This is a genomic window from Kitasatospora sp. NPDC028961, from assembly GCF_055564815.1.
On sequence record NZ_JBVHVO010000025.1, the window covers coordinates 38257 to 58641 of the forward strand.

The 20385-nt window shown below is 75.3% G+C and carries 20 protein-coding genes; 6 read left to right on the plus strand and 14 right to left on the minus strand.

Features of this window, described 5'->3' with window-relative positions:
- Positions 1 to 155 precede the first annotated feature (155 nt).
- Complete coding sequence (locus ACZ4UX_RS29645; RefSeq protein ID WP_465708917.1) at positions 156 to 1148, plus strand: aminoglycoside phosphotransferase family protein; 993 nt, start codon at positions 156 to 158, stop codon at positions 1146 to 1148.
- Between the two features lie 84 nt (positions 1149 to 1232).
- On the opposite strand, the gene ACZ4UX_RS29650 is transcribed toward ACZ4UX_RS29645, so the two are convergent.
- The 3 genes from ACZ4UX_RS29650 to ACZ4UX_RS29660 form a co-directional block, all read right to left on the minus strand.
- Complete coding sequence (locus tag ACZ4UX_RS29650; RefSeq protein WP_465708881.1) at positions 1233 to 2531, minus strand: acyl-CoA dehydrogenase family protein; 1299 nt, start codon at positions 2529 to 2531, stop codon at positions 1233 to 1235.
- Positions 2532 to 2868: 337 nt separating this feature from the next.
- Positions 2869 to 3363 carry a hypothetical protein gene (locus ACZ4UX_RS29655; protein ID WP_329490835.1) on the minus strand — a complete coding sequence of 165 codons (495 nt, stop codon included), beginning with the start codon at positions 3361 to 3363 and terminating at the stop codon, positions 2869 to 2871.
- 746 nt (positions 3364 to 4109) lie between these two features.
- Positions 4110 to 4397, minus strand: a complete 288-nt coding sequence (locus tag ACZ4UX_RS29660) for a DUF397 domain-containing protein (protein ID WP_352295047.1) — start codon at positions 4395 to 4397, stop codon at positions 4110 to 4112.
- Positions 4398 to 4712: 315 nt separating this feature from the next.
- Here ACZ4UX_RS29660 and ACZ4UX_RS29665 point away from each other — a divergent pair, with 315 nt between their 5' ends.
- The gene (locus ACZ4UX_RS29665; protein WP_465708882.1) at positions 4713 to 5252 is read left to right on the plus strand and encodes a PTS-dependent dihydroxyacetone kinase phosphotransferase subunit DhaM; all 540 of its coding nucleotides are present in this window, start codon (positions 4713 to 4715) and stop codon (positions 5250 to 5252) included.
- 120 nt (positions 5253 to 5372) lie between these two features.
- On the plus strand, positions 5373 to 6302 hold the full coding sequence (locus ACZ4UX_RS29670) for an NAD-dependent epimerase/dehydratase family protein (protein ID WP_465708883.1): 930 nt from the start codon (positions 5373 to 5375) through the stop codon (positions 6300 to 6302).
- A gap of 102 nt (positions 6303 to 6404) precedes the next feature.
- On the opposite strand, the gene ACZ4UX_RS29675 is transcribed toward ACZ4UX_RS29670, so the two are convergent.
- The 7 genes from ACZ4UX_RS29675 to ACZ4UX_RS29705 all read right to left on the minus strand — a co-directional run bounded on the left by ACZ4UX_RS29675 (position 6405) and on the right by ACZ4UX_RS29705 (position 12275).
- Positions 6405 to 7514 carry a GDSL-type esterase/lipase family protein gene (locus ACZ4UX_RS29675; protein ID WP_465708918.1) on the minus strand — a complete coding sequence of 370 codons (1110 nt, stop codon included), beginning with the start codon at positions 7512 to 7514 and terminating at the stop codon, positions 6405 to 6407.
- Between the two features lie 8 nt (positions 7515 to 7522).
- On the minus strand, positions 7523 to 8011 hold the full coding sequence (locus ACZ4UX_RS29680; RefSeq protein WP_465708884.1) for an NUDIX hydrolase: 489 nt from the start codon (positions 8009 to 8011) through the stop codon (positions 7523 to 7525).
- 191 nt (positions 8012 to 8202) lie between these two features.
- Positions 8203 to 8820, minus strand: a complete 618-nt coding sequence (locus ACZ4UX_RS29685; protein WP_465708885.1) for an acetyltransferase — start codon at positions 8818 to 8820, stop codon at positions 8203 to 8205.
- Positions 8821 to 8846: 26 nt separating this feature from the next.
- Complete coding sequence (locus tag ACZ4UX_RS29690) at positions 8847 to 9635, minus strand: sugar transferase (RefSeq protein ID WP_465708886.1); 789 nt, start codon at positions 9633 to 9635, stop codon at positions 8847 to 8849.
- A 43-nt stretch (positions 9636 to 9678) separates the two neighbouring features.
- A complete protein-coding gene (locus ACZ4UX_RS29695) occupies positions 9679 to 10890 on the minus strand; it encodes a glycosyltransferase (protein WP_465708887.1) in 1212 nt (403 codons plus the stop codon).
- Positions 10883 to 11734 (minus strand): polysaccharide deacetylase family protein, encoded by an 852-nt coding sequence (locus ACZ4UX_RS29700; protein ID WP_465708888.1) that lies wholly within the window; start codon positions 11732 to 11734, stop codon positions 10883 to 10885. The genes ACZ4UX_RS29695 and ACZ4UX_RS29700 overlap by 8 nt, the downstream gene beginning before the upstream one ends.
- Positions 11735 to 12050: 316 nt before the next feature.
- Positions 12051 to 12275 carry a hypothetical protein gene (locus ACZ4UX_RS29705; protein ID WP_329490825.1) on the minus strand — a complete coding sequence of 75 codons (225 nt, stop codon included), beginning with the start codon at positions 12273 to 12275 and terminating at the stop codon, positions 12051 to 12053.
- A 400-nt stretch (positions 12276 to 12675) separates the two neighbouring features.
- Here ACZ4UX_RS29705 and ACZ4UX_RS29710 point away from each other — a divergent pair, with 400 nt between their 5' ends.
- On the plus strand, positions 12676 to 13884 hold the full coding sequence (locus ACZ4UX_RS29710) for a polysaccharide deacetylase family protein (protein WP_465708889.1): 1209 nt from the start codon (positions 12676 to 12678) through the stop codon (positions 13882 to 13884).
- Between the two features lie 243 nt (positions 13885 to 14127).
- Here ACZ4UX_RS29710 and ACZ4UX_RS29715 read toward each other — a convergent pair whose 3' ends face one another.
- Positions 14128 to 14898, minus strand: coding sequence for a glutamate racemase (locus ACZ4UX_RS29715; protein WP_465708890.1), 771 nt, complete (start codon positions 14896 to 14898; stop codon positions 14128 to 14130).
- Between the two features lie 57 nt (positions 14899 to 14955).
- On the opposite strand from ACZ4UX_RS29715, the gene ACZ4UX_RS29720 reads away from it, so the two are divergent.
- Both ACZ4UX_RS29720 and ACZ4UX_RS29725 read left to right on the plus strand, forming a co-directional pair.
- Entirely contained in the window at positions 14956 to 16095 is a 1140-nt protein-coding gene (locus ACZ4UX_RS29720) for a glycosyltransferase (protein WP_359808398.1), read from the plus strand.
- Between the two features lie 24 nt (positions 16096 to 16119).
- Positions 16120 to 16863 (plus strand): SAM-dependent methyltransferase, encoded by a 744-nt coding sequence (locus ACZ4UX_RS29725; RefSeq protein WP_465708891.1) that lies wholly within the window; start codon positions 16120 to 16122, stop codon positions 16861 to 16863.
- A 103-nt stretch (positions 16864 to 16966) separates the two neighbouring features.
- Here the strand turns inward: ACZ4UX_RS29725 and ACZ4UX_RS29730 are convergent, their stop codons facing one another.
- Genes ACZ4UX_RS29730 through ACZ4UX_RS29740 form a run of 3 tightly spaced genes read right to left on the minus strand, consistent with a single transcriptional unit; the run spans position 16967 to position 20264 of the window.
- Positions 16967 to 18166, minus strand: a complete 1200-nt coding sequence (locus ACZ4UX_RS29730) for a glycosyltransferase family 4 protein (RefSeq protein WP_329490820.1) — start codon at positions 18164 to 18166, stop codon at positions 16967 to 16969.
- Positions 18167 to 18169: 3 nt separating this feature from the next.
- Positions 18170 to 19369: an ABC transporter ATP-binding protein gene (locus ACZ4UX_RS29735; RefSeq protein ID WP_396491331.1), complete on the minus strand. Its 1200-nt coding sequence runs from the start codon at positions 19367 to 19369 to the stop codon at positions 18170 to 18172.
- Complete coding sequence (locus tag ACZ4UX_RS29740) at positions 19359 to 20264, minus strand: ABC transporter permease (protein ID WP_329490818.1); 906 nt, start codon at positions 20262 to 20264, stop codon at positions 19359 to 19361. The genes ACZ4UX_RS29735 and ACZ4UX_RS29740 overlap by 11 nt, the downstream gene beginning before the upstream one ends.
- Between the last annotated feature and the right edge of the window lie 121 nt (positions 20265 to 20385).

The window sequence follows — 20385 nt, forward strand, 5'->3', positions numbered from 1 at the left end:
CGGCCGCCGGCCGTCCCGGTCCGAAGCAGCTGCCGCCGAGCCGCCCCGCGGTGCCGCGCGGCGCCGACGGCCGGACCACGGACGCGCGGGGCCAGGCCGCCCGGACGGCGCTGGGGCTGCGCGCCCCCGAGTCCGTCCTGCCGCCGGGCGCCCGGATGCCGGCCGTCCGGCCCGGCGACGGCCGGATGCTCCGCCCGCCGATGCGGCCCGGTCAGCCCGGTGCCCCCGAGCGGATCGACCCGGCGGCGCTGCAGACCCCGGCCGTACGGGCCGCGCTGGCGGGTGTCGCCCGGATATGCCCCGCCTTCACCCCGCGCCAGGTGCTGCGCGAGGGGAGCCGCCACATCCTGGTGGCGGGCACCATCGGGCGCGCGCCGGTGGTCGCCAAGTGCCTGGCCCCGCAGGCGGTGCGGAGCGAGTACTTCGAGCAGCTGGTGGCCGACTTCCACCACGAGGTCGCGGTCTACCGCGCCTTCGTCCGGCACCGCCCGCCGGTGCGGCTGCCCCGGCTGGTCGCGGCCGACCACGACCGCTGCGTGCTCGTCATGGAGCGCGTGCCCGGCCGGCCCGCCGCCCGGGAGCGCCACCCCGCCAACGCGCCGACCCCGGGCGAGGTGCGGGCGGTGCTCGGCGCGGTCCGCACGCTCAACCTGTGGCGGCCGCCGACCGACGTCTTCCAGCCACGGCTGGACTACCAGGTGGAGATCGCCCGTTACCACTCGGTGGGACAGCTCACCGACCGGGACGCCGGCGATCTGCGCGGCCTGCTGCACGGCCTGAGCCACGCCCCGCTCCAGCTCTGTCACGGCGACGCCCTGCTCAGCAACATGCTGCTGGCGCCCTCCGGGCCGGTCCTGGTCGACTGGGAGCAGGCCGGCTGGTACCTGCCGGGCTACGACCTGGCCGTGCTCTGGAGCGTCCTCTCCGGGGACACCGCCGCCCGCCGGCAGATCAGCCAACTCGCGCAGAGCGGCGGCACACTGGCCCGGGACGCGTTCCTGGTGAACCTGGTGCTCGTGCTGATGCGGGAGATCCGGCTGTACGACGTGCCCGGTGCCGGCGAGGAGCAGCGGATCATGATCCGCCGGCTGTACGACGACGCGGCGCTGGCCCGCCGGGCCGTCCGCGCCGCCGTCGGCACCCGCTGAGCCGGGCGTACGGCCCGGGCCCCGGCCGCTCGCGCACGATCGGTCGGGGCCCGGGCGGTTCGGGCCGCGGTCGGGCCCGGCCGGTCAGAGGCGTCGCCCGCGCTCCAGGGCGGCCCGGCCGGCGGCGTCCAGGACGGTCTCGTCCGGGGCGAAGTGGACACGGCTGCTGAGCACGTCCCGCAGATAGCGCTCCAGCGGGTGACGCCGGCTCAGGCCGGGGTTGCCGGTGAGCGAGACCGCCTGCTGGACGGCCGCTATCGCCGCCCGGGTGGCGAGCAGTTGCGCCGGGCCGGTCCGGGCGACGGCGTCCGGTTCGGCCCGGTCCACCCGCGGTGCCAGTCCGCTGACCAGCTCCTCGGCGCCGATCAGCTGGGCCTCGATCTCGCCCAGCGCGCAGCGGTACCGGGGCAGGCTGCCGAGCGGCTCGGTGAGGTTGGCCGGAGTGCGCTGGTGGAGGAAGCGGACCAGCCACTGCTCGGCGGCGCGGGCGACCCCGAGGGCGACCGCGGACAGGGCCAGATCGTGCCAGGCGCGGGTGAGTTCGGCGGCCGGCACCGCGGCCGCGGCACCCGCGTCCTCGATACCGCCGGCCTCGGCGCCCCTGGCCTCGGCGCCCCTGGCCTCGGCACCGGACGGCGCGGTTCCGGCGCGGGCGGGCCCGCCGGCCCGGCCGGTGGTCCTCGGGCCGTTGCCCCTCGGGGCGGTGAGTCCGAGCGCGAGTTCGCCCGGCACCCGGACGGCGTCCAGGACGACGTCGTGGCTGGCGCTGGCCCGCAGGCCGAGCTGGTCCCAGGTCGGGTCGACCTCGATGCCCTCGCTGTCCCCGCGCACCAGGAAGGTGCCGATCCGCGGCACCGGCTCCTCGGTCCGTGCGGTGACGGCCATCCAGGCCAGCGCCTCGGCACCGGCGCAGTACGTCTTTCGGCCACTGAGCAGCCAGCCGTCACCGTCCCGCCGGGCCACCGTGGCCGGCTGGGCGCCGCCCTGGCCGCCCGGCTCCGCGCGCAGGGTGTTGACCAGGGCGGGCCCCCGACGGGACTCGGTGAGCAGCCGCCGGTAGCCGGCCGCCGGCCAGGCGGCCACCCGGGCCTGCTCGGCGTGCTGCAGCAGCGTGAAGGCGGTGACCACGGCCACCGAGGCGTCCCCCCGGCCGAGTTGGGCGAGCACCCGGACGGTGTCGGCGAGCGTGCCGCCGGGGCCGCCGTACCGCTGTCCGACGGTGAGGGTGAGCAGACCGGCCTCGTGCACCGCCTCGATGCCCTGGTAGGGGAAGGTGGCGTCGCGGTCGTGTTCCTCGGCGCGGGCCGCCAGCAGGTCCACGACCCGGGGCAGCCCGGCGAGGGCGGCGGCGACGGGCGACTGATCGGCAGCGGTGGTGGTCATGGTGCTGGTGCCTCCGGGCGGCAGCGTGGGCTCGGCAAGTGCGGGCGGCACGCCGGACGGGCGCGCGGTACCGGTGGACGGCCCCGGAAGTCAGCGCAACACCCGCCCCCGGATCGGCGCCGGCCACTCGGCCGGGCACCCGCCGCCTCGGGGACGAATCCCCCTCAGTGGCCCGGACACGCCGCGCTTGCGGTGCGCCGCAGGTCCAGGTAGCTGCGACGGGTCAGCAGCGGGAGACGGCACGACATGTTCGCGACTGTACGAAGCGATGATCGAAACCGTCAAGCAGTGCCCGGAGCCCGGAACGGCCCCGGCCGCGCCGCCGCGGGAGTGCCGGTCAGCCCTGCTGGAACATGTCCGCCGGGAGCGGCTTGAGCAGCTGGTAGAGGTCGTCCGAAATCGGTCGGTCCCAGGAGGCGATGGTGACCTGGACGCCGTCGCTGCGGCCGAACTGCGAGCAGAACACCCGGCCCTCGCTGACCTTGACCTTCTTCACGATCAGCAGGTCGTCCCCGAGCATCACCGGGAAGTCCTCCGCCGAGACGAACTCGACCGGTTCTTCGTTCTCCAGCGCCGCGAGCAGCTGCCGGACCTCGAAGGGCACCTCGTCCCCGGTCTCGCGGGCCGGCGAGCCCTCGGGGAGGTTGCCGATGAACATCGCCGGGCCTCTGCCTCCGAACAGGTCGTAGCGGAGGAAAATCCCCTGACAGGAGCCGTCCGGGCCGGTCATCATGGCCGCGCCGAAGTCGCCGGGCCAGTCGCCCGGGTCCATGGCGAGCACGTCGAAGTCCGGGCCGGTGGGCTGTCCGGAGCGACGGCGGAGAAAAGACATGGGAACATCGTACGTGCCCGGCACACCACTCTCGCGGGGTGGGTGGGGCGCTGGACGGAGATCCACGCTCAGAGACCAATGTTGACTCTGAGCAACCGTCCGGGCTACGTTCGGTTCAGCACGACAGCCGTTCTGGGTTTCACCCTTCGGGGGGACGGCATGTCGCAACGCGGCCCTACACGCGTATCCCTCACTGTGCACATCGTCGTGCCGATCCGCCGAGCACCCAGCTTCGTCGTCGCACACAGCACAGCACACAAGCCAGCAGTTCGAAGCCACACAAGCAAGGTCCGCGGGGCCCCGGCCCGTCGCTCCCGCGGATCTGCTCGGGACGCCGCCGCGTGGGGGCGTGCGGGTCCCGAGCACCCGGCACCGACGTCGAGTCGCTCTCGGCAGCGGTGTCAGCCTCCCGGCGACTGCCGGCCCCTTGTGGGCCGGGACCGGCCAACGCACCCCCGGTGCGCAGGGGATGACTGGGAGGCAGGTCCGGCGTGACTGCCGGGCTGCACAGCAGGCGCCGTGTCTGGCCGCGTGGGGGCGGTGGGCACGGCGTCTGCCTGTGCTCATACTCTGAGCTGCGCTTGTCTAACAGTCAACAGAATTTATGACCGGGTACGCTCAAGGCTGATCACAAGATGGGAACGGGCCCCTCACGGGACCCGTTCCGGCACTTCCCTCCCTGCTCCCCGGCCGGTCCGCGGCGGCCAGGACGGGCGATCAGGCGGGTCGGGCAGGCCGGGCGGGCCTCAGGTGAGGTCGAACTCGCCGTCCCGGGCGCCGAGCACGAAGGCCCGCCACTCGCCCGGCGTGAACACCAGGACCGGCCCGTCCTCCTGGCGGCCGTCCCGCATGCCGATGTAGCCGTCCACGAACGCGATCTGGACATCCCCGACCCCCTGACTGCTGCACAGCCAGGTCGCCCCGGTGAAGTCCACCTTCGGCTTCCCGCTCGGCGCGAGCTCCGGCGACGGTGCGGGCACCTCGACGCCCGTGCCCACGGCCGACTCCACATCAGTCCCGATATTGGCTGCCATGACTGGTCTCCTCCCGACGGCTTTCGAGGCCAGCCTAGTCACCGCTGCCGCCCCGGTCAGCGGGTTGCCGAGGACTCCCCCGACCGGGGGCGACGCTCCGCCGGCGGGCCCCGCGGGCCGCCGCGCTGTGCTAGGGGATGGGGGCGAAGTCACGTCGGATCAGGCCGCGGCGCACACACCCCCTGGGACCCACGGCCGGAAAGCGTCCGTCGATCGGTCCGGGCGGCCCGTCCGGAGCGTGTCCCGCCCCGCCGGGCGGCGCCCGAGCTGCCAGAGTGAGGAGGGCCCGCACCCCGACGCCCCCAGGAGCAGCCGATGAGCCGCCGGGACGGCACCAGCGCCGATGTCATCCCCATCTCCGAGGCCCCCTCGGCCCACCCCCCGGCGCCTCGCACCCCGCCCGCGCGCACCCCGCTGCCCCGGTCGGCCCCCGGCCGGCCGCCCCTGCACGGACGGGTCGGGGTCGTCCTGGTCTCGCACAGCCAGGAGCTGGCCGCCGCGGTACGCGCCCTGGCGCTCGCGCTGGCCGGTACCGACTCCCCCTCCCCGGTCGCCGCGACCGGCGGCGACCCGGACTCCGGTCCGGGCATCAGCGCCGTCCTGGTGTCCGCCGCCACCCGCCGGGTCGACCAGGGGCACGGCGTGGTGATGCTCGCCGACCTCGGCAGCGCGGTGACCACCGTCCGGGCCCTGCTCTCCGACGCGGACGAGCACGGGCTGCCGTTCCCGGTCCGGTTCGCCGACGCACCGTTCGTGGAGGGCGCGGTGGCCGCGGTCGCGACGGCCACCGCCGGCGGCGACCTCGCGGCGGTCCTGGACGCGGCCGAGGAGGCGTACCGCCAGCGCAAGGGCTGAGCGGGCCGGGACCGCCTGGCCCTTCTCGCCGTTCCGCCCCACCGCGGGTGACCGCCCGGCTACCATCGGCACAGGGCCGGGCCGGGCGGGCCGGGCGGGTGCGGAGGGGGAGCCCCAGCCATGCGCGTGGTCGTCACCGGCGGAGCCGGATTCATCGGGGCCAACCTGGTCCGGGCCCTGCTGGCCCGCCCCGAGGTGGAGCTGGTCCGGGTGGTGGACAACCTGTCCACCGGCCACAAGGCGAACCTGGCCGGCGTCGACGCCGCCCTGTACGAGGGCAGCATCCTCGACCCCGACCTGCTGGACGAGGCCTTCGCGGGCGCCGACGCGGTGGTGCACCTGGCCGCCCTGCCGTCCGTCCCGCGCTCCGTCGCGGACCCGCTGGCCAGCCACCACGCCAACGCGACCGGCACCCTGGAGGTGCTGGAGGCGGCCCGCCGGGCCGGCGGGCCGTACGTGGCCGCCGCCTCCTCGTCCTCGGTCTACGGCGCCAACCGCGAGCTGCCCAAGCGCGAGACCATGCGCACCGCGCCGATGAGCCCCTACGCGGTCAGCAAGCTGGCCTCCGAGTCCTACCTGGCCGCCTACCACCACTGCTACGGGCTGGGCGTGCTGCCGCTGCGGTTCTTCAACGTCTTCGGCCCGCTCCAGCCCGCCGGGCACGCCTACGCGGCCGTGGTACCGGCCTTCCTGGACGCGGCCCTGGCCGGGCGGCCGGTGACGGTGCACGGGGACGGCGGCCAGAGCCGGGACTTCACCTACGTCGGCACCGTCACCGAGGTGATCACCGAGGCGGTGCTGCGCCGGGTGGTGCACGCCGATCCGGTCAACCTGGCCTTCGGCACCCGGACGTCGCTGCTGGAGCTGGTCGGCACGATGGAGTCGGTGCTGGGGCGGCCGGTCGCGGTGACCCACACCGACCCGCGGCCCGGCGACGTCCGGGACTCGCAGGCCGACAACGCGCGGCTGCGCGAGCTCTTCCCGGACGTTCGGCCGGTGGCGCTGCGCGAGGGGCTGGAGCGTACGGCGGAGTGGTTCCGGACGCTCTGACGCGCGGGGCGGGGCCGGGGCGGTGCGGTGCTCGCGGCCCGGCGCTCACAGCACCGGTGCTCACAGCCCGGCGCTCGGCCCCAGGTGCTCAGCCCTCGGTGCTCAGCCCTCGGTGAAGGCGCCGCCCGGGCCGAAGGCGAGCGCGGCGAACCGCTCGCCGATCAGCCGGTGCCCGGCCGGGTTCGGGTGCAGCAGGTCGGCCAGCCCGTCGGTGTCCCGCGGTCCGAGCAGCGCGAGCCCGTCCAGGTAGTGCAGGTGCGGGTCGCCGGCCGTCCGGACGGCGGCGATCCGGGCCAGGTCGGCGCGGACCGTCTCCAGGGTGAGCGCCCCGGCCGGGACGTCCGCGGGGTCGCCCGTCGCGGCGAACCGGGGCCCGTCGGGCGTCTCCTCGTACCGGCCCGGTCCGGGGGTGCCTTCGAACGGCGGACTGAACAGCGGGGAGACCAGCAGCAGCGGGGTGTCCGGATGACCCTCGCGGACGGTGTCCAGGAAGCCGTGCACGGCCGGTCCGAAGGTCCGCCGCCGGAACGAGGCGGCGGACAGCACGTTGGTGCCGAGCTTGAGGCTGATCAGGTCGGCCGGCTGGTCCCGCACCGTCCGGGCGGTGAACGGGTCCAGGTGGGCGTTGCCGGCCAGCGAGAGGTTCAGCAGGTCCGCGCCGGCCCGGCCGGCGGCGATCCACGGCCAGGTACCGGCGGCCGAATCGGCCTCCGGGGCCTGGCTGACCGAGCTGCCGTGGTGCAGCCAGCGGCGGCGGCCGCTCGGACGGGGCGCCAGCACGGGCGCGTCGGCGCGCAGCGCGACCAGCTCGACGGAGGTCCACTGCGGCAGCCACAGCTCCACCTCGCGCTCGGTGGCGCCGTCGCCCGGCGCCGAGGTCGCCGGCGCGGTGGTGAAGCGCAGTTCGGCGGGCCCGCCGGCCACCGGCAGGGCGGCCCGGTCGGTCCGCACGCCGTCCAGCGCCAGCTCGACCGCGCCGGGGCGCACGGGATCGGCCGGCGTCCGGAGGGCGAGTTCGAGCACCGTCGCCGCGGTCCGGAAGGCCAGCCGGACCCCGGAGGGCATCTGGGCCACCCGGCGCAGCGCCTCGTCCGGGAACTGCGCGGCCGTCCAGGCCGGCAGCCGCCAGGGCCGCAGGCCGTACCCGGTGCGCTCCAGGTGCAGGGCCCCGCGGACCTCCACCGGCCCGTCCAGCAGGGGGACACCGGCCATCGGGCCGGTCACGGACGCTCCCCGCCCTCCCACCGGAAGGACGCCGCTCCCCGGCCCTCCCGGGCCTGGCGCAGCGCCCGGTGCTCCGCCTCGACCATCGGCGGCAGCGCGTCGAGCGCGAACCAGCCGACCGCGAGCGACTCGTCGTCGTTGACCCGGGCCTCACCGCCCACCGGGCGACAGCGGAAGACCAGGACCAGGTACTGGGTCACGTCGCCGTTGGGGTAGCGGACTTCGGGCGAGACATCGACCCCGGCGAGCTCCTCGGGGACGACCACCACCCCGGTCTCCTCCAGGCACTCGCGCGCCGCGCCGTCGGCGGGCTGCTCGCCGGGGTCGAGGATGCCGCCGGGCAGGGCCCAGCGGCCGTCGTCGGCCCGCTGGATCAGCAGCACCCGGTCGTCGTCGTCGAAGACGACCGAGACGGCGGCACTGAGCCAGAGCGGGCGGGTGCCGACCACGGCGCGGAGTTCGGCGAGGAACGCGGGGATAGCCATGCCCCGCACCCTATCCGGCACCGGGGCAGGCACCCGGGGAGTCCACCGCCGGGCCCCTACCCGGGCGTTGCCCGCGCGCAGGGGAGCCTGCCGCCGGCGGACGGTCGCCCGTGCGGGCCGGCGTCCGCCGGCTCGGCGGGCACCGCCCGGGCGGATCGGCGGGGAATCCGGACGGCCGGCGTCCCCGGCCGCTATCCGCGCAGCGGCCGGGCCGGGGAGCCGACCACCACCTCACCGGCCGGGACGTCCCTGGTCACCACGGCGCCCGCGCCGACTAAGGCGTCGGCGCCGATCCGGCGCCCCTGCAGCACCACGGCGTTGCTGCCGACGGTGGCGCCGTCGGCGAGCAGCACCGCGCCCGAGACGTTGCCGCCCGGATAGACCGTCACCCGCTCGCCGAACACGCTGTCGTGGCCGACCGTCGCGTTGTAGTGGACCTGACTGTGTGCGCCGAGGCGCACACTGCTCGACACGTACGCACCCCCCATCACCAGGCAGCCGGGGCCGAGTTCGGTGTCGGGCGCGATCAGGGCCCGGGGGTGGACGAGGGTGGTGGGCAGCGCGCCGCGGGCCTCCAGCAGCACGCTGAGCCGCTGCCGGACGGCCGGGGCGGCGATCCCGACCAGGTAGCGCGCGCCGGCCGGGACGTCGTCGGGCCGGCGGACGGGCAGGCCGCGGACGGTGCCGCCGTGCCCGCGGTCGTCCAGGAAGCCGGCGACCGGGACGCCGGCCGCGAGCGCGGTGTCCAGTGCCTCGCGGCCGACGCCCCCGGCGCCGGCGATCCAGAGTGCTCGGTGGTCGGTGGCCATGGCGGCCATCCTGCCCGCTTCGGGGATCAGGACACCTCCTCGACGGCGGTCCGGACGGGCTGCGCCAGCCGGGGCGCGGTGGCCTGCCGGGGCAGGCTGATCGTGGTGAGCGGCCGGACGGCGGGCTCGGCGGGCCTGGCGGCGGAGCCGACCGGCTGGTGGGAGACGGGCTGGTGGGAGGCGGGCTGGTGGCCGGCGCTCTCGTGGCCGGCGGCCGCCGGGCCGGCGGTCAGCGGCTCGGTGGGCGCCGGGAAGCCGGGGTTGACGCCGCCGGCGGCGGTGATCCCGCTGGGGCGCAGCAGCACGCCGACGGTGAGCGCGAGGATGCGCAGGTCCACCCGGAGCGAGCGGTGCTCGACGTACCAGAGGTCGAGTTCGATCCGCTCGGGCCAGGTGAGGGAGTTGCGGCCCCGGACCTGGGCCCAGCCGGTGAGGCCGGGCCGGACGTCGAGCCGGCCGCGCTGGCGGCGGGAGTAGTGGACGACCTGTTCGGGCAGGGTGGGCCGGGGCCCGATCACGCCCATCTCGCCGCGGGCCACGTTCCACAGCTGCGGCAGCTCGTCCAGGCTGGTCTTGCGGAGCAGGTCACCGAGCCAGGTGATCCGGGGCGCGTCCGGCTCCTCGGGAAAGCGTTTGTCCCGCATGGTGCGGAACTTGAGGATCTCGAACTCCTTCCCGTGCCATCCGGTCCTGGTCTGGCGGAAGAGCGCCGGTCCGCCCGTCGTGCAGCGGATCAGCAGGGCGATCAGCAGGCCCAGCGGAATCGCGACGATCCCGGCCAGGACGGTGACCGCGAGGTCCCCCCCTCGCTTCATGACGGTCCTTCCCCCTGATGCGGTCTGGTGGGAGTGCGTGGGTTCAGTCGACCGTCCAGGGCAGTGCCTTGGCGCGGGCGACGGCCGCGTAGGTCTCCAGCGAGACCCCGGCGACGGCGCGCTGGTCGAAGTGGGCCGTGGCGCGGCGCCGTGCCGCGGCGCCGAGCCGTTCGCGCAGGCCGGGTTCGGTGAGGAGCCGGTCCAGCGCGCTGGTGAGGGCCCGGGCGTCCCCGGGCGGGGCGAGGAGCAGGTGCTCGTCGTGGGTGCCGATCTCGCGGCAGCCGCGGATGTCGCTGAGCACCATCGGCAGGCCGCCGGCGGCGGCCTCCATGGCGGAACGGGAGAACCCCTCCCGGTAGGAGGGGAGGACGAAAACGTCGAGGGCCGCGTACACCGCGGGCATGTCGCCGCGCGGGCCGGGGAACTCGACGCCGGACTCGGCGCCGTGGGCGTCGGGCTTGTCCGGGTCGTCGGGACCGATCCAGACGAACCGGGCCTTGCCGGTTAGCGCGCGGGCCGCTTCCGCGTACTCGCGGATGCCCTTCTCGGCGACCCTGCGGCCGACGCCGCCGACCAGCAGTTCGTCCGGGCCGACGCCGAGTTCGGCGCGCAGCCCGGCCCTGGCGCGGGCCCGGTCGCCGGGGGCGGTCGCGAAACGGCTGAGGTCCACGCCGTTGCCCACGACCCGTGAGCGGCGGCCCGGGACGGCCCGGGCCAGGGTGCGGCGGTCCTCGCCGTTCTGGTACAGCTCGGCGTGCGAGAAGCGGGCGGCGAAGGCCTCCGCGCCGAGGACGAACGCCCGCTTGGCGAGCGGGTCGTGGGCCTGCGCCCAGAGACCGTGGCAGGTGTTGACGACGACCGGGACCCGGGCCAGCCGCCCGAGGACCCGGCCGAGGACGCCGGTCTTGGGGTTGTGGGTGTGCAGGACGTCGGGTCGCAGCCGGTCGAGCACGGCGAGCAGCTCGCGGGCGGCGGCGGCGTCGGCGCGCGGCCGCCAGGACCGGGTCAGGGCGTGCAGCGGCTCGTGCCGGACGCCGATCGCCTCGATCTCGGACACGTACGGGCCGGGCGCGCTGATGCCGTACGTGTCGAAGCCGGCCTCCAGGTCCACCTTGAGTTCGGTGGCGAGCAGGAGGTGCAGGCTCATGTCGACGGTGGTGAGGTGGGCGACGCGCAGCGGCCGGCCACCGGGGCCGCGCAGCCGCGGGGCGGGTCCGGCGGCCGCGGTGGCGGGTATCGGGGTGGGGTCAGGCACGGGCGCCCACCGCCTTGGCGGTGGCGACGATCCGGGCGTAGGCGCGCTCGGGGATCAGCCGGCCGTAGAGCTTGGCGCGGAAGAAGTCGATCGGGTCGGTACGGCGGACGGGCACCCGGCGCAGCCGGACCGGGTCGACGCCGGGCGCGTTGCGGCCGACCTCGCCGGTGGCGGCGGTACGGAACCTGGCGCGCAGGGCCGGCTCCATGTGGGGCACCGGGACGCCCCAGGTGTAGGCGTAGTGCCGGGGGCGGACGCCGAGGTGCTGCTCGACGTCGTCGTTGCAGGCGTCCAGCTCGGCGGTGGTGAGCAGCTCGGGGCGGGCGTGGCTGCGGGTGTGGTTGGCGACGGTGCACAGGCCGGAGGCGGTCATCTCGCGCAGTTGCTCCCAGCTGAGCGCGGGCGCGCCCGTGGTCCTGGCGGTCGACCCCTCCCAGCGCATCTCACCGCCGACGTGGCCGCTGGCGAGGTAGACGGTGAACGGAAGGGCGCGGTCGCGCAGCAGCGGCCAGGCGTTGTCGTACACGTCGGCGAAGCCGTCGTCGAAGGTGAGTACGGTGGCGGGGGTGCGGCGGCCGGCCTCGATCCGGTCCACGGCCTCGTCGAGGGAGACCACCCGGCCCGGCGGCAGCTCGGCGAGCAGGTCGGCCTGGGCGGTGAAGTCGGCGGTGCTGACGTCGAGCTCGTCGGGGCTGTCGCCGCCGACGCGGTGGTAGATCAGGACGGTGGCGCCCTCGCCGGGTCGGGCCCCGACCCTGCGGGCCAGCTCGCGTTTGACCCTGGTGCGGATGCCTCCGGTCGGTCCGGCCGCCTCGGGTGCTCCGGGCGCGGCGGTGCCGCTCATTGCTCCCCCCTCTGCGACGCCCTCCCCGGCGCCGTCAAGTGGCCTCGCATCCGGCGCAGTTGGCTGCCGGACGGAAATCACAGTAGGGGGAACTGTGGGGCTGATGGCCCGGAATTGTGAAAGAAGCGAGAAGGCGTAGGCAGATGGGCCGAAACCGGCCGATCCGACCGGTCGGGCTCGATCGCCCGTTCAGGTGACGGCCGGTGGCGGCCGGGGCGGCTCACGAGCCGGTCAGGACGGTCACGGCCGCGCGGCGGGGCTACGGCCCGGGGCCCGGGCCCGGGCCGAGGACGGCGCGGGTCCGTGGGCCGGTGCCTCAGAGGGTGGCGCCGCGCCGGTACCGGAGCAGGGCGAACGCGATCCGGCCGAGCAGCAGCACCCCGGCCGCGAGGCAGCCGGCCACGGCCATCGCCCACGCGGGGCCGTCACTGTCCGGAACCGCCACGGCGACCACGATGCCGAGCGCCAGACAGGCCAGACCGACCACGGCCAGCGGGAGCTGGTGGGTGACCAGCGCGCCACCGCTCCACACGCGGGCCATCCTGGTCGCCCCATGAGGGTGCAAATGATCACGTTCCGCATCTGCCATGAGGCCAAGGTACCCCGGAGCGGCCCGGGAGGCAGCCCGCAGGAAGCGATATTTCGACTACTCTCCGCAACCGGATCCCGCCCGGTCACGGGCGCCGTCGCTGCTCCGGCGTACGCCCGGAGGCGCCTGTTTTCGGCCCGCGAAAATTCCTCGGCTGTCCGGTACAACCATCCACCGGGCACATCTGTCTCCACTACATTGAGCGATCCAGGAGCCGTCCGCGGTGCGGGTTGGGAGTCCCCGCCGAGGACCGGAAAACACCAGGGGGCGGAGCCGCCGTGCCCTGGAGTCGGAGGCCGGGCTCCAACCTCCGGCGGTACCGCCACGCCGCACCGGCGACCGAGGGGGAACCGTGCCGCAGTCCAAGTCCACGACGTCGACCTCCATGGCCCGGATCGGGTCCGTCATCAGCACCCTGCCGAGCGCCCACGTGCGCTCGTTGCCGCAGGCGGCCGCCGGGCAGCCGGCCGCTCGGCGACGGGCCACCGGGCACTCGGCGGCCGCACCACCGATGACCACGCAGTCCGTGACCGCGCCGCCCGCACCGGGCCGGCCGGCGGCGGCCCCCGCGGTCGCGGCGGTCCCCCAACCGCTGCCGCGCGGACGGCAGGCCGCCCGTCGGCACGCCGCGCCGACCGCGGCCGACCGGCCCGAGGAGCGGGGCGACTGGTTGCGCTTCGCCCCCGTCCAACCGTTGTTCCGGGCCCGGGCCGCGCAGCGGCTCGCCGTGCTCGCCTACCACGGCGTGACCGATCCGCGGTCCTTCGGCGCCCAGCTCGACCGGCTCCGAAGACTCGCCACCCCCGTCTCGCTGGCGGCCGTCCAGCAGGCCGTCGCCGAGCGGCGGCCGCTGCCCGCCCGCAGTGTCCTGGTCACCTTCGACGACGCCGACCGCAGCGTGCTCACGCACGCCCTGCCGGCGCTCAACGACCGGGGCATCCCGGCGGCCGCCTTCGTCATCTCCGAGCTGATCGGCACGGAGAAGCCGTTCTGGTGGCACGAGGCCGACTTCCTGGCCCGGCACGGCGGGCGCGCCCGCTCGCTGGACTGCGGGCACCCCTCCCAGGTGCTGCGCCGGCTCAAGGCCATGCCCGACCCCGACCGGCGGCGCAGCCTCCAGGAACTGCGGGTCAGCGCGGACCGGCGACCGCCCCGGCAGGAACAGCTCACCCCGGCCGACCTGATCGCCCTGCGCGCGGGCGGCGTCGCCATCGGCAACCACACCCAGGGGCACCCCTGTCTCGGACGCTGCGACGACGTCACCGTCCGGGCCGAGATCACCGGGGCGCACGAGGCGCTCACCCGCTGGCTGGGCGAGCCGCCGACCGCCTTCGCCTATCCCGACGGAGGGCACGACCCGCGCGCCGAAACCGTCCTCCAGGAACTGGGCTACCGGCTCGGGTTCCTCTCCGACCACCGCCTGGGCCCGCGTCTTCCCGACCACCCGCTGCAGATCAGCCGGCTCCAGGTCGACTCCACCACCAACACGCGCCGCTTCGACACCATCCTCTCCGGACTCGAACCGGCCTACCGGCGCTGGCGCGGCCAGGCCGTGGCGTAACGGCGGCGGCGGTGCGCGGTGCGTCGGCCGGTCCGACGTCCCGCGCCCCGCCGGCTCCGCAGCGAGGGGGCGAGCCGAGCGCCGACGGTGGACCGGTAGGCGGCCTTCTCCCGCGCCGACCTTCTGTGCACGCACTACCGGGTCAAGGATCGACGTTCGGGTCGGCGGAGCCATCACGCAGCGGCTCACTGCGCGGTCCGCGCGTGAGCGGTCGACAGCGGGGCGCCGCGGCGGCCGTTCGGGTCAGGCGGCCGGGGCGGTGAGGTCGAGGCCCTGGGGGTAGAGGAGCACGGCGGGCGGGAGAGCGGCGCTGCGGCCCGCGTGGAGGACGGTGAGGGTGCCGGTGCCCCGGCGGGTGGGGTCGGCGACCCGGCGCAGGGCCTGGGCCACCACGGCGTCGGCGGAGCCGTGCAGGGTGAGGTGGGCGGCGGCGGTGGGCGCGACGGCGGCGCGGATGCGGTCGGCGACCAGCTCGTAGTGGGTGCAGCCGAGGACGAGGGCCGCCGTGCCGGCCGGCGTGCGGGCCGCCGCGTCGGCGACGGCCGCGTCGATCGCGGCGTCGTCACCGTGCTCGATGGCGTCCGCCAGGCCCGGACAGGCGACCTCGGTGACGGCGGCCGGTCCGGCGAAGTCCCGGATCAGAGCGCGCTGGTAGGCGCTGCCGGTGGTGGCCGGGGTGGCCCAGATCGCGACCGGTCCGCCGAGTGCCGCGGCCGGCTTGATGGCCGGGACGGTGGCGATGACCGGCAGCGCGGGCTCCAGCTCGGCGCGGAGCGCGGCGAGCGCGTGGACGGAGGCGGTGTTGCAGGCGATCACCAGCGCGTCCGGTTCGAGGGCCGCCGCCGCCCGCGCGCAGCCCCGCGCGAGGGCCGTGATCTGCTCGGGTGTCCGCGGGCCCCAGGGCATGGAGGCCGGGTCGGAGGAGAGCACCAGATCGACGTCCGGGCGCAGGTTCCGAAGCACGGCGGCGGCGGCCAGCAGGCCGATTCCCGAGTCCATCAGTGCGATCTTCACAGGGCAAGACTCTAGTCGATACCCCGTGGCGGGCCCCGGGTGCGGCAGACTGCCCGGGTGACCGTCCTGCTGTGGATCGCCGTCCTCTCCCTGCTGGTCTGGCTCTGGCTGGCCTGCTGCCACGGGCTGTTCTGGCGCACCGACGTGCGGCTGCCGCCGCGCCGGCCACCGGTCCGCTGGCCGCAGGTCGCGGTGGTGGTGCCGGCCCGGGACGAGGCGGAGGTGCTGCCGCTCAGCCTGCCGGGCCTGCTCGCGCAGAAGTACCCGGGGCGGGCCCGGGTGATCCTGGTGGACGACCACAGCTCGGACGGCACCGGAGCGCTGGCGGCCGCGCTCGCCGGGCCCGGGGGCCTGGAACTGACCGTCACCACCCCTCCCCCGCTGCCGCCCGGCTGGACCGGCAAGCTGTGGGCGCTGCGGCACGGGGTGGAGCTGGCCGGCCCGGACGTCGAGTACCTGCTGCTCACCGACGCGGACATCGCGCACGGCCCGGACTCGCTCGCCGAGTTGGTGGCCGCCGCCGAGAGCGACCGGCGGGACCTCGTCTCGCAGATGGCCCGGCTGCGGGTGGAGACCGGCTGGGAGCGCCTGATCGTGCCGGCCTTCGTCTACTTCTTCGCCCAGCTGTACCCGTTCCGCCGCAGCAACCGGCCCGGGGCCCGGACGGCCGCCGCCGCGGGCGGCTGCTCGCTGGTGCGGCGGGAGGCGCTGGAGCGCGCGGGCGGGGTGGCGGCGATCCGGGGCGCGGTGATCGACGACGTGTCGCTGGCCCGTGCGGTGAAGGCGGCCGGCGGCCGGATCTGGCTCGGACTGGCCGAGCGGGTGGACAGCGTCCGCCCCTATCCCCGGCTCGCCCAGCTGTGGCGGATGGTCTCGCGCAGCGCCTACGCCCAGCTGCGGCACTCCCCGCTCCTGCTGGCCGGGACGGTGCTGGGGCTGACGCTGGTCTACCTGGTGCCGCCGGTGGCCACCGTCGCCGGGCTGGCCGCCGGGCACGGCGCGGTGGCCGCGGCGGGCGGCGCGGCCTGGGCCCTGATGACGGGGACCTTCCTCCCGATGCTGCGCTACTACCGGCAGCCGGCGCCGGCCGCGTTGCTGCTGCCGTTCACGGCGTCGCTGTACCTGCTGATGACGGTCGACTCGGCGGTGCAGCACTGGCGCGGCCGCGGGGCGGCCTGGAAAGGCCGCACGTACTGAGCGCGACTGGTCCACAATGATCAAATGGATCGTCAGACAATCTCCCGCCTCGCCCATGTCCATCACCCCATCGCCGCGCCGATCACCGACGAGTCGGTGGCCCGGCTGCTGGCCCGGGCCACCGAACACACCGACGCCGGCCGGGCCCTGGACCTCGGCTGCGGGGAAGGCGGCTGGCTGGTCCGGGCGTTGACCGCGCGCCCGCACTGGCAGGCGGTCGGGGTGGACCTCGACGCCGCGGCCCTCACTCGGGCCCGGCAGACCGCGGAGGCGCTCGGCGTGGAGCGCCGGCTCGGCCTGCACCACCAGAGCGCGGAGGAGTTCAGCTCGCGGGAGCCGTTCGACCTGGTGCTGAACATCGGGGCGACACACGCCTTCGGCGGGCTGCTGCCGACGCTCGCGGCGGCCCGCGAGCACCTGGCGCCGGGCGGCCTGGTCATGGTCGGCGACGGCTTCTGGGAGCGCGAGCCCACCCAGGCCGCGCTGGACGGCTTGGGTGCGACCCGGGACGAGTTCGCGGACCTGGCGACCACCACGGACCGGGTGATCGCGGCGGGCTGGACCCCGGTGTACGGCTACGTCAGCAGCCTCCAGGAGTGGGACGACTACGAGTTCTCCTGGACGGGCTCGCTCGCCCAGTGGGCGCTGGACAACCCGGACCACCAGGACGCGGCGGCCGCCCGCGAAGCCGTCGACCGGCACCGCGCCGAGTGGCTGCACGGCTACCGGGGCACGCTGGGCTTCGTCACCCTGCTGCTGCGTCGCTAGCCGTCCGGCCCGCGGTCTGCCCGGCGCCGGACGGAGCGGCGGGCGGGCCCGAGCCGGACCACGCGGCGCCGGACCGGGCGGCAGGCGGGCGGGCCCGCCTGGGTCACCGCCCCAGCAGCCGCAGGGCGGCCGGCTTGGTGAACTCGTACCTGGTCATCTGCTCCAGGTCCTTCAGCCAGCCGGTCACCCGCGCCGGGCGGGCCAGCACCCGGGCGTACAGGTCCTCGAAGGCGGTGGTGACGCCGTCCAGCGAGAACCGCCCGTCCACCCACTCCCGGCCCCAGGCGCCCAGCCGCGCCCGGCGGTCCGGGTCGTCGAGCAGCCCGCGGAGCTGGTCCACCAGCGGATCGGGCACGCGCGAGCCGTCGCCGAAGCCGTACATGCAGCGCGAGGCGTGCGGTTCGACCAGCGGGCCCGGCTCGTGGACGGCGGTGTAGCCGGCCGCGCCGTGGACGACGACCGGTTTGGCGAAGGCCAGGCCGCGCAGCGCCGATCCGCCCATGCCGAGCACGATGTCGGCGGCGTCGTAGGCCGGCCGCGGGTCGGCCAACTGCCCCGGCACCAGCACGGCTTGGCGGCCGAGCGCGGCATTGGCCGAGGCTGCGCGGGTGCGCAGCCGCTCCAGGCTGGGGCCGGCGCCGACGACGACCAGCCGCACCCGCGGGTCGTCGAGCTGCCGGACGGCTTCGACGGTGAGCTCGGCGCCGGCGTCCTTCTCCAGCGCGGGGACCAGCCGGGTGACGATCGCGAGCAGCAACTCGTCGTCCCGAATGCCGTGTTCACGACGGAACGCGGCGCCGTCCCCCCGGCCCGGCGCGTCGGTGGCGGTGTTGACCGGCGGCTCGATCAGGCTGACGTCCTGGTGCCCGAAGGCCCGGCCGTCCCCCAGCAGGGCGCCGAGGCCGAGCACCAGCGGCTGGTGCCGGGGCAGGCCGCGCAGCATCCGGATCCCGTAGAACGTGGTGACCAGCGGCAGACGGCCGTAACGCCCGGGCCCGAAGTAGGAGTTGCGCGCCGCCCGGACCTCCCAGGCGTGCAGCAGCTGGCTGCCGTGCTCGGCGGCCAGCCGGCCGAGCCGGCGGCGGACGTCCGCGCGCGGGGTGTCGGGCCCGCCCGCGACCACCACGTCCAGGCCGTGGCCGGCCGCGACGTCGAGCAGCGGGGCCGGGCCCGCGACCCCCTGGGCGAACAGCACCGGATCGTGGCCGCGGTCGCGCAGGGTTCGGGCGATGTCGACCGCGTTGAGCTGGGCGCCGCCCAGGGCGAGGTTGTTGAGGTGGACCAGCACCCGGACCGGGCTCACGGGTCACTCCTCCCAGTGGTGCGGGACGAACACCGGCGCGGCCAGCACCACCGCGCGCGGCGGCGAGTCCAGCATCGGTCCGAACACGTCGAACTGGCCGACCGAGTGCCAGCTCATCAGGGTACCGCCGTCGGTCCGGCCGATGCTGTAGACGCCGGCCCAGAGCGTGTAGCGGCCGCGCGGCAGCGGCAGCCGGGGGATCACGCAGGCGACCTGGTGGTCCTCCCCGGTGAGCCGGACTTCGTGGCTGATCTGGAAGATCGGACTGGAGGTGCCCTCGCTGACGCCCAGGTGCAGCGTGGCGTCCCCCCGGTAGTCGCCGCCGAGGGTCAGTTCGACCGTCATCGGCTCGTCGGTGGTCAGGCTGTCGCGGTCCTCGCCCCGGACGGCGTGCTCGAGCAGTCGCAGCGGTTCGCCGGTGCGGCCGCCGGACTCCGACTGCGCCTCGATGGAGTCCCGGTAGCCCGCCATGGCGTCCTTGATGCCCGCGTCCACCCGCACCGAACCCTGCTCCAGCCAGATCCCGCGCCGGCAGATGGACTCGACGGCGGGCAGGTCGTGGGAGACGAAGACGATGGTGGTGCCCTGCTCGGCCACCTCGCGCATCCGGTCCAGGCAGCGCTGCTGGAACACGGCGTCGCCGACCGCCAACACCTCGTCCACCAGCAGCACATGGGGCTCCAGGTAGGCGGCGACGGCGAAGCCGAGGCGCATCTGCATGCCGGAGGAGTAGAACTTCACCTGCCGGTCGATCGCACCGCCGAGCCGGGCGAACTCCACGATGTCGTCGAAGCGGCCGGCCACCTCCCGGCGGCGCAGGCCGAGCAACGCGCCGAACAGGTAGATGTTCTCCCGGCCCGTCAGGTCGGGGTGGATGCCGGCCCTGATCTCGATCAGGGCGCCGATCCGGCCGCGCACGTCGATCACGCCGCCGTACGGGTACATCACCCGGGTCAGCATCTTCAGCAGCGTGGACTTGCCGGAGCCGTTGGAGCCGATCAGCCCGACCGACTCGCCCGGCTCGATGTGCAGGCTGATGTCGCGCAGCGCCCAGCGCCACTCCTCGCCCTTCTCACCGCGGAGCCGACGGGCCATCGAGTCGACCTTGTCGCGCAGCAGCATCCGCTGCTGGTCGGCCTTGAAGCGCTTCCACACCCGGTCGGTGCGGATGGTCCCCAGGGGGTGCGTCGGGCTAGGCGACATCGGCGATCCCCGTCTCCAGCTTCTTGAACAGCAGGTAGCCGCCGACCAGGAACACCAGCGAGGAGACCGCGGCGATCGAGGTGAGCGTGACGTCCGGCGCGTCGCCGTACAGCAGGGCGCCGCGGTAGCCCTCGATGACGGCGCCCAGCGGGTTGAAGCCGACGTAGATCTCCTGGAGGCGCTGCGGGATCTGCGCCAGCGGGTACGCGACGGGGGTGGCGAAGACGCCCATCTGCGTGATAATCGGCAGCAGGTGGCGGACGTCGCGCAGGTAGACCACGGCGACCGAGAGGATCAGCGCGACGCCGTAGGTGAAGGCGAACTGGATGAGCAGCAGCGGCAGCACCCAGAGGAAGGTGACGGCCGGGGCGGTCCAGAAGATCAGGAAGAGCAGGCCGAGCACACCGACGCCGATCACCATGTCCACGCTGGCGACCAGCATGGTGGCCAGCGGGAAGACCTCGCGCGGGCAGTAGACCTTGTTCAGCAGGCTGAGGTTGTTGGCCAGGCTCAGCGCGCCCTGGTTCATCGTGTTGCTGAAGAACTGCCAGACGATCAGGCCGACGTAGGCGAAGAGCGGGTAGGACACCGCGCCGGTGTCGATCTTCACGGCGCGGTGGAACACCAGGGTGAAGATGGCGCAGAGCGCCAGCGGGGTCAGCACCGCCCAGGCGAAGCCGAGCACCGCCTGCTTGTAGCGGGCGCGCAGGTCGCGCTCGGCCAGGGCCCGCACCAGCTCCCGCGCGCCCCACAGCTCCCGGGCCACCTGTGCGGGGCGCAGCCGTCGCTTGAAGACCAGGTCGGGTGGCGGCCCGTCGGCGACCGCGGGCCGCCACGACGCGGCCGATGTCTGGCTGTCGCGCTCGTCGACGAGCTGCGCGCGTTGTCCCCCCACGGACCCCTGCCCTCTCCGGTACCGCCGGTATCGAGAAGTAGGCCCGCCACCACGGCAGTTCTCGATTCCGGCGGCGCGGCCCGGCGTCCACTCTGGCACAGAGTGTGGTCGCCGGGGGTCG